Genomic DNA, 18,028 nt, shown 5'->3' on the forward strand with positions numbered 1-18,028 from the left:
GCCGGCTCCCGCGCCGCCGCCCTGGCCATGGTCTTCAAGCTCGTCGAGTCCGCCCAGACCCGCTGGCGAGCCGTGAACGCACCCCACCTCGTCGCCCTCGTCCGAGCCGGAGCCCGTTTCGAACGCGGCCACCTCATCGAACGCCCCGAGATCCTCGCGGCCTAGGGTGACCCCACGATGACCATTTACGACACCTACGGCACCAAGTCCCACAAGGCCAAGGAGCTGGCCGGGCTGCTCGCCCCACTCCTCGATCTGGCCTTCGCCGAGCATGACAGCTACTTCCGAGGCGAATACCTCAAGGCCGAGGCAGGGGGCACCACCATCGAGATCCAGTCCAACGCAATCCCTGGAGATGGCGAAGAAGACGACCTCTACGCGTCGGAGCACGCCGCATCTCAGACCCTCGTGCTGGTCACCGCCCCGGCACCGGACAGCGCGCTCAACTCCACCCTGACCTCCGTCGAAGGGCTCGAAGCACTGTCCCACGAGGCACTCTGACCTGCTGATCCACAACTATTGACAATTACTCGACCCCAACTCGCCCAAGAACCTGTGGGTCGAACCTCCGAGCCCTGGCCACAAGCCGGGCGGTGGTCCGAACAACCCGAAAGACATCGTCGAGGCCAAACTGTCCAGCGCCGTCTGCTCCGGCAAGGTCCAGCTCGCCGCGGCACAGAACGCGATCGCCACCGACTGGACCACCGCGCTGGCCCAACTCGGCCTCGCCTGACAGTGTCCCCGAACGGAACGGGCCATGGACGACGACCTGGTAGCCGTATGCGATGTCTGTCTGGGCGAGATCGCCGACGGCGGCGGAGTGCTCGAAGTGAACACCGCGGCGGCCGACCGGGCGTTGCGCGCCTGGCGGACCCGTGTTGGCGCGGACCCGCAAGCTCTGTTCCATCTGACGCCCGGGACGCGGCCGGTGAAGTGGGTAGTCCGCCACCATGACTGTGACACGGGGCCGGTGTTCGCCTACACCATCGCGGTCGAGCGCATCCGGTCGTGGACAGGCGCCATGGAGTGGAGCGTGCACCTTGCGGACAAGCCGTTCCTGGCCGCGACCGACTGGTTCGACCTGCTCGACCGGGCGCTGCACCCGCGCCGCGCCGCGGTCAGCGGCATCCTGCCCCGCACCCCGAGGGATCTGAGCGGCGGCCCGGTCGGCGACGCGTAGAACGATGCCTGCCGGTCCCGCCCGGGTTGTGAGCGGTGCCTGAGGGCACCGCACACCCCTGCTTCGTAAGGAGAACCGGGTGGGGCGGCTCATCGTCGGCGTATCGCGCTGATCCAGGCGGGCAGCGCGGTGCCAGCGAACACGAGCATGCCGCCTACTACTTGGAGCGGTCCGCGGACGGACGGGTAGTGCACCCACAGCGTGACCACGGTCGTGATGAGGAGCAGGTAGGCGAGCGCGCCGAGGGCGAGCGCTGCGGTCCTCCACCGGGAGGCCGGCCAGGCAGCCGGTGCCGGCGCCGGGGGAGCGGCCGGGGGCTGGGCAGGGCTGTCGGCGGGGGCGGTTGTGGCGGAGGGTGTGGGGTTGATGGGCACGGTGATCCTTCGGGCGGGGTGTGCGGGAGCACGCCATGGACGGGGGCCTGTACGGGGTGTGCGGTCGGTGTCAGTGGGCGGGAGGCGGACAACACGTTTGTCTGCCTCCCGGGCAGCACCATGAACGGGTCAGGGGCTAGGTGCGCAAGGCGAGTTGGGAAGTGGGGCCGGAGTGAGCATGGCCGATCCGCAGGGCTCATTCGATAGCTGTGACCTGCGACTTTCCGCGATGCTCGGTCCGACCGGCCGCTTGTAGGTACGTGAAAGGGGTGCGCGCACGGATGTAACGGACCGTCCCGCGATACGCCCATCAGAGCGTCGAACGTCTCCTGCCGACAGGCAGGATCTCGGCTGCGGCCTGCGGTCACCGTCTCTTCATCAGTCTGCGCAACGCACGATCATCAACGATGGCTGCACTCGTCTCGACGCCATCTGCGGCACCAGCGTGGTCCGGTGCCGTGGCTGAGGTCAGCAGCCCCGGCCCTGCGGCGGGAAGAATGCGATCTTTACGTCTGTTCTGCATCAGCAGTGAACAACTCAGAGTGTTGAGCAGAGGGGTGGGACTGTGTCGGAAACGTTCAACGAGGAGACGCGCAAACTGCTGGACGGGAGGAACTTCGCCACTGTCGCGACGCTGAACCGGGACGGTGGGCCGCAGACCTCGGTGGTCTGGATCGCGAGGGACGGAGATACAGTCCTCTTCTCCACCACGGCAGGGCGCCAGAAGGCCAGGAATCTCACCCGGGACCCACGGGTCAGCCTCACCATCTTCGATACCGAGAATCCCTACCAGTCTGTGGACATCCGGGGCACCGCCGAGCTGATCGAGGACCGGGAGAAGTCGCTGCCCAGCACGCTCTCGCAGAAGTACCTCGGCGAGAACCCGCCGGCCGAGCCGGAGGAAGTGCTCCGGCTTATCGTCCGGGTGACGCCGAACAAGGTCACCGGCTTCTCCGCCAAACGGACCCGCCCCCGCGATTGATCTTGGTCAGCAGGTGGGGACATGGCGAAGGCCGCTCGAGTTGAGTCGGGTGTGATGACGAGTCAGGCCCGCGCAGCCATGTCCCACTCTGCCTTCTGCGGACTGTCGCAGGAGCACCTGGGTGCCCTCACTGCGGAGCTCGCCGCGCGCTGGGAAGCACGGTGCGAGTTCGGGCGTAATGACCGGCGTGGGGTGCGCGCCTGCGGGAGGCCGGGGCCGGGCCGAAGTACGAACCGGCTATCACATCACCGACGGAGGCGTCCCCCATGATCCATTCCCCTGTCCGTGCACCGACAATGAATGTCGGACACGATAGCCGTCGGAAACACAACCACCTACGGCCCTGCGCGGACCACGAACTACCCTCAGCTCGCCAGGCGCGGCCTCTCGGCGGGTGCTGGTGTCGGCGCAGGGGGCTCCCCAACCGCCCAGCGAGGCGACCAACGATCGAGCTGCCCGACGTCGACCTCCTGAGATTCCGCGCACCGCCGATCGATACCAAGTCGAGGACGGGCTGCCGGTGTCGGATGTCCGGGCTCACGCCTGGCTGCCTGCCTCCGGGATGGGGGCAGCCGTCGGAGGGGTAGATGCCCGTGTCGCGCCCGGAGGCCGGACCGGGGCGGGGGATGATCGGCGCGGTTCCGCCCCTGGCTGCCCATGGCCGATGTCTCCCAGGGCGGAGCCTCTCCCTGCTGCCTTGTCTCGGGTCCTCGTGCTGTGTCCCGGAGGCCTATTCACGGGGGTGTCACCAGCCCTTTTTGTAGAAGGCGAGGGCTGTGACCGTCTTGATGACAGCGGGGAATCGGGTGAGGGGGCCGCGATGGCGGGTGGCGAGGACCTTCCAGTCCTTGAGGTGTGCGATGGCACGTTCGACGGCGGCGCGGAGGGTGTTGATGGACCGGTTGGCTTCTTTGTCTCCCGTGGAGCGTTCCCGGCCCGGTGGCCTTCGTCGTCCGGTATGCATCCCGGTACCGAGGTAGCTGAGGTCCCTGAGCTTCTCCCGTTCCGCAAACGCTTCGGGGAAGTGGGACTGGCCCCAGGCGAACGTGTCGTGCCGCGAGCCGGGCACCGGCTCGGAGACCGCGAGGAGGTCCCCGGCGAGCGTGGCAGCGATCTGGAGGTTGAAGCCGGTGTCACGGTGCTTGCCCGAGAATATTCTAGTGCCCTCACTCGCCCAGTCCCAGGTCGTGACGAGCGTCCCGTCGATCAGAGCGATCCGGCTGGCCGACGCCTCGGCGGGGTCCGGGACGTGTCCGGCCAGGACCTTCTCCACTACCAGCAGCAGGGTGTTCCACCGCCTGGAGGCGGTGGCCTGGTTGACCCCGAACAACTCGGCCGCGACCTCCTGGACCGGGTTCTGCCGCACCAGGAACAGCACCAGCTCCACGGACTTGTACAGCCCCAGCGACCACATCCGCCCGGGTACGACCGGCGGGTCCGGCTCCCCGACGAGCACCCGATGCACACGGGCCACCAGCCCATCGAGTTGATCTGCTTCCAACCCCGTCGTAACGTTCCAACTCAACGGCCCTGCCCCGGTATTCGCTTGATGTCGTGGAACACACCAAACTACCGAGCAGGGCCGCCCTCATGATCGACAAGACCCCCGTGAATAGACCTCTCGCAGTCGTCTTTCCACTTCAACGTTCCGATCGGTCATAAGTAAGGACAGCTGCGCCCAAAACCGGTTCTGCACCGGTCACCGGCTGGGCGGGCTACTTCCCGCACTTGCCGCGCGAAGCCCGCCGGGAGAGCGCGACCGCCGCCGTCCCCGTGACGAGCGCGCCCGCGCTCACCCCGCCGAGCAGGAGCGAGGCCTTCGAGTTGGCCCCGGTGTGCGCGAGGCGCGCCGGGGCCGCCGACGGGGACGGGCTCGTCTCCGGCGCGGTCTCCTCCGGCGGAGTGGTCGTCTCCGTCGGCGTGGTGGTGGTCTCCTCAGGCGGGGTGCTGGTCGGGTACGACGGCAGGGTCGGCGTCCCGGTGGCCGGGGGAGTGGTCGGGTGGCTGGCCGGCGGGTGGCCGTGCGGCGGGGTGCTGGTCGACGGGGTCGGGGTGGACCAGGACGTTTCGGCCGGGGCCGGGGGCTCCTCCGGCGTGGTTTCGGTCGGTGTCGGTGTCGGCCAGGTCTGAGGGCTGGTCGGTGTCGGTGTCGGCCAGGTCTGAGGGCTGGTCGGTGTCGGTGTCGGCCAGGTCTGGGCGCCTGTCGGGGGGGAGGTGGGCGTGTGCTCCCGGGGTGGGGGCGTAGTTGGCGTGTACTCCCGAGGCGGGGGCGTGTCGGTCGAGACCGGCGACCACAGCGGCGTCTCCTGGCCGTAGCCGTGCTCCTCGTGCTCGCCGTAGCCGTGCTCCTCATGGCCGCCGTAGCCGTGCTCCTCGTGCTCGCCGTAGCCGTGCTCCTCGTGCTCGCCGTAGCCGTGCTCCTCGTGCTCGCCGTAGCCGGATGGCTCTTCGCCCCACTTGGCGGCGACGGCGCGCTGCCCGTGGTGTTGCGGCGGAGCGGCCTCGGACCGGTGCGGCCCGCTGTGCTGCCGGGGGGCGGCCTCGGGCCCATTGTCGTGATGCTGCCGGGGGGCGGCCTCGTGCCCTTTGCCCGAGCCGTGAGTCCTCCCTTCCCCGTCGCCGGAGGGGAGGACGCGCTCGACGTGCGGCGAGCCCGGGTCGGGATGGCCCTCGGCGTATGCCGCGTAACCCGTGCCCAGCGCGGAGACCAGACCCACGACGAGAGCGGCTCGCCCTGCGGGGCCCTTGAACTTGTACATGCCTGCGACCCTTCAACAGGAAAACCGGAGGTGATCAAATGCTGATAGGCATAATTGGGATCAGCGCCGACGCGGCCCCCTGGACCACGCGAGCCGCAGCCGACAGACAACCCGTCCGGCGCAGCCCTCACCCCCACACGGCGCAACCCGCGCCCCAAGGAGATGCCGTCGGTCACCTCGCGCGATAGACGCGGACCGCCTCCGGATTGCCGCCGCACTCCCACACGCCGTGCGGGCAGTAGTCGGTCAGGGTCCAGGGGTGCGGCAATAACTAGGAAGTTAATTCCTAGAAGAAACTTCCTAAGGACCGTCCCTCAAAGATCGGCTGCCGCCCGGCCTTAAGGGCACGGAGCCGGGGCGGCATGATGTCCGGCGTGACGAACAGTGCCGATCTCCATCCTGCCCGGATACCGGGTTACGACGGTGGGCCCCTCACGCACCAGACGGGGCTGCTGGATGAGCCCCTGTTCTGGCTGGGGCACCTCTACTCGTGTGCCCAGAGCGAAGAGGCCGAAGACCTGCTGTTCGGCGCGGATTACGATGCGGCCAGCGACTTCCAGCGGCGGCTGTGGGAACGGGCCGAGTGGCTGACCTTCACGGTCTCCCTCGCCCATGGGCACCGTCTGCACGTGGTCCACCGCACGCTCACGGACGATGCTGGCACCGACTACCTCCTCCACCACCCCGGCTGGGACCAGGCCGAACTCCTCGCCCGCGACGACGGGCACTTCATGGGACCGGGTCTGTCCTGGCCCGAGCTCGTTGCAGCTGCGGACAACGCGCTACCCGGCGGCAGCACCACTGATCCGCACGCCCGCCTGCTGCTCCTGCTGCCGGCATTCGGGGACGACGCAGTACCCGACGATGCCGTCGACCGCCTAGCGAACGCGCTACGCGCCCGCACCAGTGTGGAAGACCCCAGGTCCCTCGCCGCTGTTCTCCTGGATGATCAAGGGCCTCCCGGCCCCGCGCGCTGGACGACAGCCGAGTCCGACTTCTCCGTCAACGACGGCGAGTACTCCTTCCGAAACCCTGCCAACCGCTTCGCGCTGCCGGCCGGTCACCTGGCCCGGGTGGCCAACGCGCTGGCACCGTGACCCGCACGCACACCCTTCTCCAACGGCGAGGGGGTGGTGTTTGGAACGATCCAGCCGTGACTGCTGTCATCACGGCTACGCAGCCGACGTGGATAACCCCGTTCACCGGGCTGAGCCCCCGTGGCTTCAAGAAGTTGGTAGCCGCGGTGCGGCGTGAGGGCGCGGACGACCACTCCAGGGACGCCCCTGGAGCCTGCCCCCTAGGACCGAACCCTGCTTGTCGTCGCCTACTGGCGCACCAACTTGACGATGCGACAGCTCGGTCCACGCTTCGGGATCTCGAAGTCCGCGGTCGGTCGCATGATCGGCCACCTCGGTCCGTTGCTCGCACTGCGATCCCGGCGACGTTTCGCCGAGACTCGGTACTCATTGTCGATGGCACGCTGGTGCCCACCCGCGACCACTCGGTCGCCGAACAATCCAAGAACTATCGGTACTCCACCAACCATCAGGTCGTCATCGACGCGGACAGCCGCTTGATCGTCGTGGTCGGCAAACCGCTTCCCGGCAACCGCAACGACTGCAAGGCGTGGGAGGAGTCCGGCGCCAAGGCCGCCGTCGGCAACACCATGACGATCGCCGCCGGCGGCTACCCGGGCACCGGCCTCGTGATGCCCCATCGGCGCCGTAAAGGCGAAGAACTTTCCGACTGGAAACAGGCACACAACAAGACCCACAAGCAGGTCCGCGCCCGAGTCGAGCACGTCTTCGCCCGCATGAAGACCTGGAAAGTCCTGCGCGACTGCCGCCTCAAAGGCGACGGCGTCCACCACGCCATGAACGGCATCGCCCGCCTTCACAATCTCGCTCTCACCGAGTAGACGAGCGAACAGGCCAACGGGGCACTTGAAGATCGGTTACGGGACAAGCCTTAGCCAATAAGGACATCATCGACTGGATCAAGGAGAACGGCGCAGAAATCCTCCTTGAGGTCATTGGTGTCAACGACATCAAGAGGTGCGTCTCCAAGGGGGATGTGATGAGTTGCCTCTGGTCGATCGTCGACGTCGCAACACTCATCCTTGTCGTCGGCAAGCTGCCCAAGGTGTCTCAGGCCATCGCCCGCGCGGTCGCAGGGGTGGCAAAGTTCTTCGAGGAGTCTGCCGAGGGAAGAGGCGGGCTTAAGCGGCTCCGGAACCTCCTGGAGAAGCTGAAGAAGGGCGACGGTGTCAAGACATGCCCTGTCCCCAAGAGTGCCTTCTCCCTCTCGCCGCAATCGGTAGGCGCCGGCGTGTCCGCCATCGACCCCAAGGATTGCAACCTTCCGGACAAGACAAGGCTGGGCCAGAAGTTCCCAATGCCGGAATGGGGCAGCCACACCGAAGACAGCATCCGAGCTCACATTTCCCTGGAGGACAGTACGTCGACTCGTCAAAGAACCTCTTCAGGAGCGATATCACCAACGAGCAGCTTAAGGAAATCTACGAGGAGGGAATGAAGTACCTCAACGCGTGGCCTTACTCTGTCGGGAATCCAGCGGTACCTCCCACGGGGCCCGGCCGGAGTCGCTCGCCCGCAGCTGGCGTTCGAGACGGGGCAGGTCCTCGGTGTGGGAAATGGCCTCGAAGATCCGCACCGGCCGCGGGCCGGAGAACATGGTCACCATGCGCAACCTGGCGATCAATACGCGCGGCAACACAGACAGCGCAACATCGCCGCGGCCTCCGCCATGTCACCTACGCGCCCCCTTCAACCGGCCACTGGCCCTGCTCAACATCCCCTGACCAGCCGGTCTACATCACCATGACTTTGCAACGCCCCTGTTCGACGGTCACCTGCAAGGTTCGCCGCGTCGTCGCCGACAGAGGCTCCTTCTGGGATGCTGCCGTCCCCAGCCCTCGGGTGTTAAACGGGGATCCGACGCCGTTGCTCGGTGTCGGAACCCCGCCTATGGGTTCAACTTCGGGGCGTTGATGAGGGTGCGTTCAGTCGCCCACGAACAGCAGGTATCCGCTGTTACGGATGGCCAGCTGGGCGGCATCAATCACCTTGTTCACGATGGCGGTTTGTTGTCCGGTGGGGAGCGATTCCAGCTCTTCCATAAGCCGCCTCAGCTGAATGCTATTGAACAAGGTGTGTGCATTTCTGTGAACCCCTCGACGGAGGGAATCCAAAGGGGAGTCCTCGCAGAGCTTCCTGAAGGATTCATCCCTGTCGTCGCTGAACTGATCGAGTTCATGGTGTGCGAAGTTCTTAACGTAGATACCTAGGGACACTCTTCTCTCCGCTTTGAACTAGACGGGGAACATGTTGACGACGCTGCCGTATTCGTCGATCATGAGCTGCATGGTGTACGAGTCGTACCCTCCCTAATTCTCCGAGACGACCCTACGCCTCTGCGGGGGAACTTTTTCTCCCAGTTGAAGGTCTTCTCGTTGTAGGGCCCCAGTGATCAATCGAACCGTGGTTGGCACGAGATTGATCACGGCCGTCTAGCACAGCTCCGGGATACGGCGTCAAGTTTCTCTGGAAGCCCGGTGAGCCCGGATGATGCAAGTCAGCACTGGCTTCGTAGGTGAGAACGGAGAGCGAATGTCGACGGGGCCCGGAAGCGGTTCTTGATCGAGGCGCCCAGCAATGTCGATGAGAACTGGCAGCGCCCAGGGGGCTTGGCTCGGGCGTGTCGGCACGGGCGGACATAATGGGGCTGTGGACCTGAGACCGGAGTTGTTGCCCCCGCCCGTGAGTCGGCAGCGGCTGGACGAGCTGTGCGCCGAGGTCGAGCGGATCGCTGACCTGCTGGAAACCCGCCGGGAGGCAGCGCGTGAGGCCATCACGGCCTTCAATGCGATGACCGGTCATGAAGGGTGGCAGTCGCGGGGGGTGTAGCCCCGGGGCGCAGCGTTTCGTCACGTCGGCGTGGGCCGGCCGCCGCCTCGAGGCGGGTGCAGCATGTCAAGCCCGGCCGGAGCGGGGCAGGGTGATCTGTGCGGGATGGCTGGCAACCGGCGGGTGGGCAGGGCCTGTTGGGCCGGTTCGCGGTGTGTGTGGGGCTATCTGGCCGGTTCGGCGCCCTGGCCGCCGAACAGTACACATCGGGGGAGTGGCTGACAGCATGAGCTATGGCATCGGCCTGGTCGCAAGCCCGAGATTCCCTCTCTGAGTCGTGACCCGGGACCGTCTCCGCGCTGCATGCTTCCTTCGAGCGGGCGGACTACAGCCCCCGGTCGCACGCCGAGCCCCTCGCCAGGCTCGTCGCCATGGATCCCGAGCGGGTCAAGGCCCCGGACACCGAAGACTGCGGCATGCCCTCCGCCGCAACCACCTGGACAAGAACTCCCGCGCACACTTGCAACGCTTGCCGTGCCGGAGCCCCAGCTCACGGCGTGTTGCCTGGAGCCGGGGTGGTGCGAGTGGGTGACGACCAGGCGATGTCTTCAAATGATCACCCTTGGTGGATCATGGTGTGGTGATACGTCGCCATGAACTGTCGGACGCCGAGTGGGAGTTCGCGCGGCTGTTGTTACCTGAGTCGTTGCGGGGGCGGAAGCGGCTGGACGACCGCAGGGTCCTGAACGGGGCGGAAGCCGTGGACCCCGCTTCGGTCTCCAACCCGGAGGCCCCGTCCCCGCCCCCGAGCCGCCGCCACATCGCGAACCCGGCCGTGGCGACCAGCAGATACACCGGGACGAGGAGTTTCACGTCCGGGGACGACAGGTGCACGGACCAGCCCGCGTCGCGCTGGTCTCCCTCGAACACGACCCGGTTGACGCTCAGAAAAGCCAGATGCGCCCCGATGCCGACGCACAGCGGGGCGCGCCGCGTCGCGGTGCGGGCCGTGATGAGCATCAGGCCGAAGAAGGTCAACAGGATCAGGTAGTCGACCGGGTCCTGTCCGCCCGGTGCGAGCCCGACGGGCCCGGCGTCACCTCCGACCAGGGGCGCGACCCCGGCCTCCACCACGCTCGACAGGCCGGGCACCACCAGGAACACGGCCGTCGTACCGAGCGCGGAGACCACACCGCCGAACCGGCCGCGCAGCGCGGTCCACGTATGCCCGCGCAGCGTCGTCTCCTCGGGCAGCGCCTCCAGGAGCAGGGCGATCACGCCATTTGCCACCAGGAACCCGGCCAGCTTGGGCAAGTCCGGCCGGGACCAGCTCAGCAGCCCGGCGGCCGTAGCCACGCCCAGCACGATTGCCGCAGCCCCGCACGTGACCCCCGCGCCGACGCATAGGGCTCGCAGGTTCCCCACCGGGCCACCGAAGCCGATGTCGCGCAGGGAGCCGCCGCGGCGGCGCAGCGCGACTACGGCCAGCGGCACCGCCATGGCGCTGACCAGCGTGGCCGGAACGAGCCGCGCCGCGAAGCCGGTGAGGCCGAGGCCGCCAGCAAGCACGGGGCCCACCGCCGTGCCCGCGCCGAGCGCCACGCCCATGATGAGGGCGCCTCCGAGTGCCCGTCCCAGAGCCACTGTCCCTCCTCGTTGTCGGTCGCCGCCGCCCGTCCGCGCGGCAAGGGGTACTCACCATCGTGGGCGCCCCCGCGATCACGGGAGTCGTGACGGTGGAGGAGATCGCTGTACATCTTTCGATGTATCGGTCGGTCACATTGGGCAGGGGCCGACGGCCTGGTTGACCCCGGACTCCTGCCCGACGACAACTCCGCACCTGCTCGGCACGCAAATCCGGACCGGGGTAAGGCCGCCAGCTGGTCGACTAGGGCGTTTCTTTTGGATCACTGCGGTGTCTGGGCGAGCTGTGCCTTGGACGCCCGCCAAAGTTTGGCGAGGGGCGTCGCCCGTAGCCACCGGCTCCGACACAGCGGAGGGTGGCGACCCGGTGCACGGGGCCGCCACCCTCCAGATGGTGTGCTGGCCTACTTGGACTCTGATCGTCCGGGGGTGGAGCGGCCCGCGCGCGGTTCCTCGGGTGGTGTGGCGGGGTTACTTCTTGTCCGCGCCGTCCTTGCCGTTCTGGTTGAGGATGCCGCCGAGGGCGCTGAGGTTGCTGGCGCCGCCGGTTGCTATGGCCGGTGCTGCCTTGGCGGCGGCATCCAGCGTCATCTGGGCCATCTTCTGCATGTGTTCGGTGGCGGTCTTGAGGGCTTCCTGGCCGCGTTCGCCGGCGGCCTTGTCGTTGTTCGCGGCGGCCTCGATGCCCTTGGTGAGGACCTGGGTGACGGTGTTGATGCCGCTCATGTCGCGGAACAGGTTGGCGGTGGCGATGGCCTGAGCGGTCTGGAGGCCGGTCGGGTCGGGCATCGCCATCATCGGCGTGAACCTGGCCTCGGTGGCGGCCAGGGGCGCGACCTTGGTGTCCAGGTTCTGCGCGCGCGAGCCGGTGGAGACGGGGGCGATGTCGGCCGGGGTGATCTGGATGGGCGAGTCCTTCCAGTTCCAGAACCGGGTGAGGTCGATCTTCTCCGCGGAGTTGGCCCGGCCGAGGACGGCCTCGGCGAAGACGCCCTTGGTGGCGATCGCGACCGTGTTGGTCACCGGCGTGCCGTAGGCGGAGGCGGTTGCCTTGCGGGCGTTGGTCCACGCCTCGCGTTCCTGCTCGCTGGTGAAGTTCCACTTGAAGCCGAGGTAGTTGCCGGTGGCGGCGATCGGCTTCGGGTCCAGCACCGTGCCGAGCAGGACCGGTGGCGTGGTCGAACCCGCGGGCGTATAGGAGTAGTTGGCGAGGATGCGGCTGAGGGTGAGCTCGTCGGCGTTGGCCCACACGGCCTGGCTGTAGTGGCGGCGGTTGTCGTTCAGGTGGTCCAGGACCGCCTGGGAGACGTTGCCGCCGCGCACGTGGAAGCCGAGCGAGTCGACGTAGGTGCGGCTGCCGGACTTGATGACCGAGCCGAACAGGCCGCAGATCGCCGAGGCCCCGCCGGCGTCCTCGCTCAGGTCGGGTGCGGCGGTGGTGGTCTCGGCGACCCCGAAGTTCGCGACCCCGGAGGTCATCGTCAGGCGCAGGCCGGCGAGGCTGCCGCGGGCGCCGGTGCCGGACCAGGCGTCGACGGAGATGAGCTTGTCGGCGCCACCGAAGGTGTAGGAGGCGCGCTGCTGGACGCCGGAGCCGCCGGTGTCGCCGCAGCGGGCGGTGTGGCCAGGGAAGATGACCTGGATGCTGCGGATGCCGACCTCGTCGTACCAGACGTCGATGCGGGAGGCGTAGGGGGAGTCGGTCTTGGGCTGGAAGTCGAAGGGCGTCTGCGCGCCCCGCTCCGCGCCGATGGCCCGGATGAGCGTCCCGTCGTTGCGGAGCACCCACACCTCTCCCCTGCCCCCCGGGGCGGTCTTGAGCGTGGCGAGGTTGTCGGAGGGGGCGGGGTTGCCGGACGGCGTCCATGACGTCAAGCCGGGGGCCAGCGTGGAGGTCCTGTTGTCAGCGGTGTACGCCGAGATCGCGCCGTCCGCGCTGGGGGACAGGCGCTGCACGTTCAGCCCGGAGGGGGACAGTTCCTGCCAGCCGCTGTCGCCGCGGGTGAAGGTCTTGCCCTGCCAGCAGTACCAGAGCTTGCCCTTGCTGGTGACGGCGACGTCGTCGGCCTGGACGTTCAGGTACTCCCAGGGACTGCTGTTCACGTTGCGCTGAAAGAGCTTGTTGTCCATTCCGACCACGTAGAGCGTGCCGTCCGCGCCGCAGGCCAGGTTCAACGCCCGGAAGCCCGACGGGTCGGCCCGCCACGTCGTGCCGTCGAAGTGCACGACTGTCTTGTCGGCCCGCAGTCCCCAGACAGCGTCCTTGCCCGGCACGATGCGGTTCAGGCCGCCGCTGGGCAGACCGGTGCTGGGTATCGGGTTCCACTGCCGGCTGGCCAGGTCGAAGCGCACCGGGCTGCCGTCGAATCTGCGCACCCCGTACACGCCCATGGCACCGGAGGCGATGTCCGCCAGGTCCACGCCGTCGAAGTCCTGCCGCGTCGGCGTCTCCGGCGCCGTGAGCACATCGAGCTTGCGCACAGCGGTCTCGAAGGGGTTCGCCGCCCGGATCTTCGCCCCCCAGTCGCCCGGCGCCACCGAGGCCAGCACCTCCTTGTACCGCTGCAGGCTGGAGTAGGTGAAGGTGAGTTCCTGGAGCGGGATGAACAGGCAGCGTTCCAGCGTCGTCGGCCTGGTCGTCACGCTGTAGACTTGCACGACCTCGTAGTACTGCACCGACATCGCGTGCATGTGGTTGTAGTTGGTGACGACCCGGGTCATCACCTGGTCCTTCTCCGACTGCGACGTCTCGCGCACCACCGTCATGTTGCGACTGCGCGCCGCCGTCGCCAGCTGCTGCGTGCGCGCGCTGATGCGCTGCGACGCCTCGTCCGCCACCGACTTCACACCGGTCGAGCGCGACACCGCCGTCGAGAAGCCGGTGTTCTCCGAATTGCTCCAGTTCGCGCCGATCCCGCCGAGAAGCCCCGCGAGTCCGAAGCTACCGCCGTTGCTGGAGGACTTGCTGTACTGGCCCGCCGAGGAGTTGCCGTGCTGCTCCTCGCGGGCGATAGCGTTCGCGACCTCGCTGATCGAGCGGTTCTGGTCGGTGGTGGAGGACAGGGTGTCGGCCTCGGTGGTCTTCTCGGTGCCGGTGGCCCCGGTGGTGTTATGCCAGTCGACGACCGCGACCTTCGTGCTCTCCCCGGGCGCGAGCGCCAGGCTGTGCAGGAGCCGGCCGAGGGTTACGCCCTGGGCCGACCAGCTCTGCTCGGTCGTGACGACCATGCCCTCGGCGGGCTTGTCGTAGAACGGCAGGTTCTCCTCGCCGAGGTCGATCGCACCGGTCAGCTTGCGGGCCGGCTTCGCGTTGGGGATGTCGGTCAGCACCACCGACCGGTAACGGACGATCTCCGTCGGATAGTTGCCGGTGGCCGGTAACAGGTCCTTCGGCGTCGCGCCGTCCAGCATCGCCCGGTCCACCTCGAACCCGGGCGACACACCCGTACCCCCCGGGGTGGCCGTGGCCGCCGGAGTGGGGGTGGTCGTGGTCGTCGGTGTGGTCGCCGGGGCGCTGTTGGGTGATCCCGTGTTCGAGGTGGACATCACGAATCCCGTCTGCGGAGGAGAGATGAGGGTGAAGCGCCACGGCACTGGGGGACCAACTGCTGCTGGCGCCAGGACGAATGACGCCATCCGGACCGAAAACCTACACAGCGCGTTCACGACACCGGCACACATTGGCGGGAATGGCCAGAAAAAGTGCCCGAACCACCGGCCCTCCTGCGGCGCGTACCGAAGCCCTGCCCTGGTTGCGAGACAGGAGGTAGGGCCCTGGCCGCCTCTTTCCGGTCATCGGGTCGTTGGCCCGGCCGGGTCGTTGGCCGACGCGCAGTGGGCGCGGATCGAGCCGTTGCTGCCGAAGTGGGGCGGGCGGTGGCGGGATCACCGGCAGGTGATCGATGCGATCGCGTGGAAGTTCCGGACCGGCTCGCCATGGGTGCACCTGCCCGCCCAGCACGGCTCCTGGGAGGGCGTTTACACCAGGCTGAGGAACTGGGCGATCGACGGCACATGGGAGCGGGTCTTCACGCGTCTCGGGTCCTCGTGCTGTGTCCCGGACAGCGCGCGGGCACGGTGAACGGCGCCACTGCCCGGAGCGGCACACCCCGGCCGGTGCCCGGCAGCACAGGGCCCCGGGGCTGGGGGCTGAACTGTCCCGGGGCTCGTGGGTACTTCACCTGACCGATGGTTCAACGACTCGTCGTTCCCGTGGTCACTGTGTCGTCACACCCAGTCGGGCACCCAACTCGGCGAGCAGAGAGGGTGGTTCGCCGCTGAGCCGCTCGCGGCCGCTCTTCTGGTGGGAGACCCACACTCCGCGTCGTACGTCGTGCTCCTGGCCGTCGACGGTGGTCCGTTCGGCGTGCTGGCGCGAAACGACCCTGGCTACGCCACGTCTCGCGGGTCGATGCTGATCCGTCGCGACCAGGACGTGACGACGACGTACTGGCCATCACTCTCTTCTCGTGGGGGTGCCGCGTGTGGCGGAGCGCCGGCGGGTGTCAGGCGGTGGGCGGGAGGCGGTGCCAGAGGTACACGCACGAGGTGAGGCTGGCGAGCGCAGGCCGGTTGAGGATCTTGTCCAGGCGGGCGTCTCCGGCCAGCAGGAGCGGGAAGCGGTCGGGGCGTGGTGGGCCCAGAGCCCATACAGGACCTGCAGCGCGATCGTGCGCAGTTCATGGGCCCGATCGAGCACAACGATCGGGGGCCTTATGCGAAGCCTGTCGGCGATCGCGTCCTCGGCCTCGGCCAGCCGGCGCGGACGTGGCTCCGGCAGCTCCAACGCCTCATACAGGGCGTCCGCCAGCGCGGAGCGGTCGCCGGGCGCCGACGGCTGCAGCCGCACTACCCGCCAGGGCTGGCTGGTGAGGACCGCGTCGAGGGCGTCGGCCGCGGTATCGGCTCCAGTACCGCGCACGCACCCGATCGCCCGTGTTTGCGCCACCATTTCCACGACTTCCGCGAGGCTCCGTTGCGCAGGGAGATCAGGCATAGCGGGCTCCAACTCATCTGAAGAGCGTCGGGAACTCATTCTTCTCGTCCCGTCAACCGGTCCCGGGGCAAACGCAGGAACTACTTCCCCGAACGGGTAGGGGCCAGCCCCGGCGTGTTCCACGGATGCCGCAATTCGATCGTCGACGCGGCGGCGTTGAACAGTCCGTGACGAGACAGCGGGGCCGCTACGGAACCTCCATGACGGTCTTTCGTGTGCCCAGGCAGCCACCTGACCCGCGCCGCCAGGGCCATTGCCCGGTATGCCAGGCGTTCCAGGGTGAACGCTGCTTCGGCCGGGTGGCGAACGGAGTGCACCGCAAGCGTCTGGAGGCGAACGGCATCGACCCCGCACGCTGCCTCCGCTGCCTGAAGCCCGTAGGCGTCAACCTCGCCGCAGGCAGTGACTGCTCGGCCGTCCCGTGCGCGTGGACGTGAGCCGCTGCGCATGGGTGAACTCCTGTTCAGCGGGCTGCTTCCCAGCATGCAGGCGGTGGCGTGGGGCGGGGCGTGTTGGCGGGCGGGCGAGGGTGCACGTGTCCTTTTCAAGGCTGCTGGCTGATGCCAAGCTGGGGTTCTTGTCCACCCGGCCCGTGAGGAGGCGGCCGTGCCCGACGGCAAGCACAAAGGCGATCCTGCTCCCATCAAGCCGTGGACGCCGCCGCCGACTCCGCCGAGCCCTGACGGCAGCGGCGGAAAGTAGCCGGTCACCCGATGGACTACCGTGCCGTGGCGGGCAGAGAACTCGCAGCTATGGCCGCCTTCCGGTCACCATGGCTGCGTGCCGCGTTCGATGCTGTGGACCGCGAGAGCTTCGCGCCTCCGCAGTTCTGGGCCCTCCACCCCGATGAACAGGGCCTGCTTCCCGTTGTGGACCGGTCCCTCGACGCCGATTTGTGGCGGCGGGCGGTGTGGGACACCCACCGTTCCCTGATCACGCAGATCGACGACGGCCGTACCCCGCAGGAGGGCCCGGCTCGGGGTGACTACACGAGCAGCATCTCCGCGCTCGACATCGTCTTCGAGAAGCTGAACCACCTCAGACTTGAACCGCACCATCGGGTCCTTGAACTCGGTACCGGCTCCGGGTACCACACCGCGCTGCTGTGCGAACGGGTCGGTGCCGGCCGGGTGACCACGGTCGAGATCGACCCCGCCCTGGCAGCGTGGGGAGCCAGGAACCTGAAGCAGGCCGGGTACGAGCCGGACGTCATCACCGGTGACGGTCTCGCCGGATGCGCCAGGAACGCTCGCTACGACCGGATCATCAACACCGCGTCCCTGCGCAGCATCCCCGACGCGTGGAGGGAACAGACAGCCGACGACGGCATCATCCTGACACCGTTCAACACGCTGTATGCCGGCGGCGGGCTCCTCAGGCTCCACGTCCAAGGCGGCATCGCCTCGGGCCGGTTCGTCGGATCGGCCTCCTACATGTGGGCCCGCTCCCAGCGCCCTGCCGTGTCCGTGCCGCACGCGGACACCTACACCCTGCAAGCCTCACCCATCGACCCGGACCAGGTCCTCGATGGGGCCTGGGCGCAGGACTTCTGCATCGGCCTGTACGTCCCTCACCTGAGCGTCGACATCAGGATGGACGTTGGTGGAAGCCGCCAGGCTCAGATCCGCGACGACACCGGGGAGTCCATCACGATTGTCCGGTTCGCCGACTGGTGGGATCAGGACGCCGTCACCGTCTGGGGCCACAAGAACCTGTGGAACGACATCGTCGCGGCCTACACCACTTGGCGGAGGGCCGGACAGCCCCACCCCACACGCTACGGCCTGACCTTCGACCACGAAGGACAGCACCTGTGGCTCGACGAACCTGCCTGATCCGTTGTTAAGGGCGTTCCGGCGCACCCGCGTGGTTCTGCTCGCCGCTTCAAGGTCCTGCTCGGCGACGATGACGACGTGCACCTCGCCTGCGACGCCCACGCGGTGCGCCTCTGCGGCCGCGCCGCGCCTTCGCCCGCCACGCACCACGCCTCGTCGCCGCTGGCCATCCCCTTGCAACCAGGCCCCCAACAGGGCAGCCCGCACCAGCGCGCTGAACCGTTCCCGCGGACACTTCAGCGCGAGCCAGCACCCGGGCCTGTCATCGGCGGACCGCAGGGGAGGGGAGAACACCATGGGGTTGGGGTACACGGCAAGCGCACCTAAGTCGTGTCTCTCCGATCATGTGATTCGTTGTTCGGGTCATGTTGAGCAGGGGGGATCTGACGGTT

The 18,028-nt window shown here is 67.9% G+C and carries 14 protein-coding genes and 3 pseudogenes; 12 read left to right on the forward strand and 5 right to left on the reverse strand.

The window, feature by feature from the left end; translation table 11 throughout:
* The 4 genes and pseudogenes from IE206_RS41615 to IE206_RS41625 all read left to right on the forward strand — a co-directional run.
* Window positions 1–165 (forward strand): annotated as a pseudogene (locus tag IE206_RS41615) (IS256 family transposase); the annotation flags it as partial.
* Between the two features lie 12 nt (window positions 166–177).
* On the forward strand, window positions 178–501 hold the full coding sequence (locus IE206_RS41620; RefSeq protein WP_189971905.1) for a hypothetical protein: 324 nt from the start codon (window positions 178–180) through the stop codon (window positions 499–501).
* A 31-nt stretch (window positions 502–532) separates the two neighbouring features.
* Window positions 533–733: pseudogene (locus IE206_RS43060) on the forward strand (hypothetical protein); the annotation flags it as partial.
* Window positions 734–757: 24 nt separating this feature from the next.
* Entirely contained in the window at window positions 758–1,180 is a 423-nt protein-coding gene (locus tag IE206_RS41625; RefSeq protein WP_189971906.1) for a hypothetical protein, read from the forward strand.
* Window positions 1,181–1,269: 89 nt separating this feature from the next.
* Here the strand turns inward: IE206_RS41625 and IE206_RS41630 are convergent, their stop codons facing one another.
* Window positions 1,270–1,554 carry a hypothetical protein gene (locus IE206_RS41630; protein ID WP_189971908.1) on the reverse strand — a complete coding sequence of 95 codons (285 nt, stop codon included), beginning with the start codon at window positions 1,552–1,554 and terminating at the stop codon, window positions 1,270–1,272.
* A gap of 565 nt (window positions 1,555–2,119) precedes the next feature.
* Here IE206_RS41630 and IE206_RS41635 point away from each other — a divergent pair.
* Window positions 2,120–2,536, forward strand: coding sequence for a PPOX class F420-dependent oxidoreductase (locus IE206_RS41635; protein WP_189971911.1), 417 nt, complete (start codon window positions 2,120–2,122; stop codon window positions 2,534–2,536).
* Window positions 2,537–3,281: 745 nt separating this feature from the next.
* Here IE206_RS41635 and IE206_RS41640 read toward each other — a convergent pair.
* Together IE206_RS41640 and IE206_RS41645 are read right to left on the reverse strand one after the other, a co-directional pair.
* On the reverse strand, window positions 3,282–4,010 hold the full coding sequence (locus IE206_RS41640; RefSeq protein ID WP_189971913.1) for a transposase family protein: 729 nt from the start codon (window positions 4,008–4,010) through the stop codon (window positions 3,282–3,284).
* Window positions 4,011–4,251: 241 nt separating this feature from the next.
* Window positions 4,252–5,295 carry a hypothetical protein gene (locus IE206_RS41645; protein ID WP_189971915.1) on the reverse strand — a complete coding sequence of 348 codons (1,044 nt, stop codon included), beginning with the start codon at window positions 5,293–5,295 and terminating at the stop codon, window positions 4,252–4,254.
* Window positions 5,296–5,669: 374 nt separating this feature from the next.
* On the opposite strand from IE206_RS41645, the gene IE206_RS41650 reads away from it, so the two are divergent.
* The 4 genes and pseudogenes from IE206_RS41650 (at window position 5,670) to IE206_RS41670 (ending at window position 9,221) form a co-directional block, all read left to right on the forward strand.
* On the forward strand, window positions 5,670–6,392 hold the full coding sequence (locus IE206_RS41650) for a hypothetical protein (RefSeq protein ID WP_229853391.1): 723 nt from the start codon (window positions 5,670–5,672) through the stop codon (window positions 6,390–6,392).
* 56 nt (window positions 6,393–6,448) lie between these two features.
* A pseudogene (locus IE206_RS41655) lies at window positions 6,449–7,213 on the forward strand (transposase).
* A gap of 158 nt (window positions 7,214–7,371) precedes the next feature.
* Entirely contained in the window at window positions 7,372–7,830 is a 459-nt protein-coding gene (locus IE206_RS41660; RefSeq protein WP_189971920.1) for a hypothetical protein, read from the forward strand.
* Between the two features lie 1,211 nt (window positions 7,831–9,041).
* Complete coding sequence (locus IE206_RS41670; RefSeq protein ID WP_189971924.1) at window positions 9,042–9,221, forward strand: hypothetical protein; 180 nt, start codon at window positions 9,042–9,044, stop codon at window positions 9,219–9,221.
* 570 nt (window positions 9,222–9,791) lie between these two features.
* Here the strand turns inward: IE206_RS41670 and IE206_RS41675 are convergent.
* Both IE206_RS41675 and IE206_RS43065 read right to left on the reverse strand, forming a co-directional pair.
* Window positions 9,792–10,805, reverse strand: coding sequence for a hypothetical protein (locus IE206_RS41675; protein ID WP_189971926.1), 1,014 nt, complete (start codon window positions 10,803–10,805; stop codon window positions 9,792–9,794).
* Between the two features lie 471 nt (window positions 10,806–11,276).
* The gene (locus tag IE206_RS43065) at window positions 11,277–14,351 is read right to left on the reverse strand and encodes a hypothetical protein (protein WP_229853392.1); all 3,075 of its coding nucleotides are present in this window, start codon (window positions 14,349–14,351) and stop codon (window positions 11,277–11,279) included.
* A gap of 25 nt (window positions 14,352–14,376) precedes the next feature.
* On the opposite strand from IE206_RS43065, the gene IE206_RS43805 reads away from it, so the two are divergent.
* The 3 genes from IE206_RS43805 (at window position 14,377) to IE206_RS41695 (ending at window position 17,636) form a co-directional block, all read left to right on the forward strand.
* Window positions 14,377–14,886 carry a transposase gene (locus IE206_RS43805; protein ID WP_373301074.1) on the forward strand — a complete coding sequence of 170 codons (510 nt, stop codon included), beginning with the start codon at window positions 14,377–14,379 and terminating at the stop codon, window positions 14,884–14,886.
* Window positions 14,887–16,001: 1,115 nt separating this feature from the next.
* Entirely contained in the window at window positions 16,002–16,238 is a 237-nt protein-coding gene (locus tag IE206_RS41690; RefSeq protein WP_189971930.1) for a hypothetical protein, read from the forward strand.
* A 276-nt stretch (window positions 16,239–16,514) separates the two neighbouring features.
* On the forward strand, window positions 16,515–17,636 hold the full coding sequence (locus IE206_RS41695; RefSeq protein WP_189971932.1) for a methyltransferase domain-containing protein: 1,122 nt from the start codon (window positions 16,515–16,517) through the stop codon (window positions 17,634–17,636).
* Window positions 17,637–18,028: the final 392 nt, after the last annotated feature.

The organism is Streptomyces violascens (assembly GCF_014649955.1).
GTDB classification, from domain to species: domain Bacteria; phylum Actinomycetota; class Actinomycetes; order Streptomycetales; family Streptomycetaceae; genus Streptomyces; species Streptomyces violascens.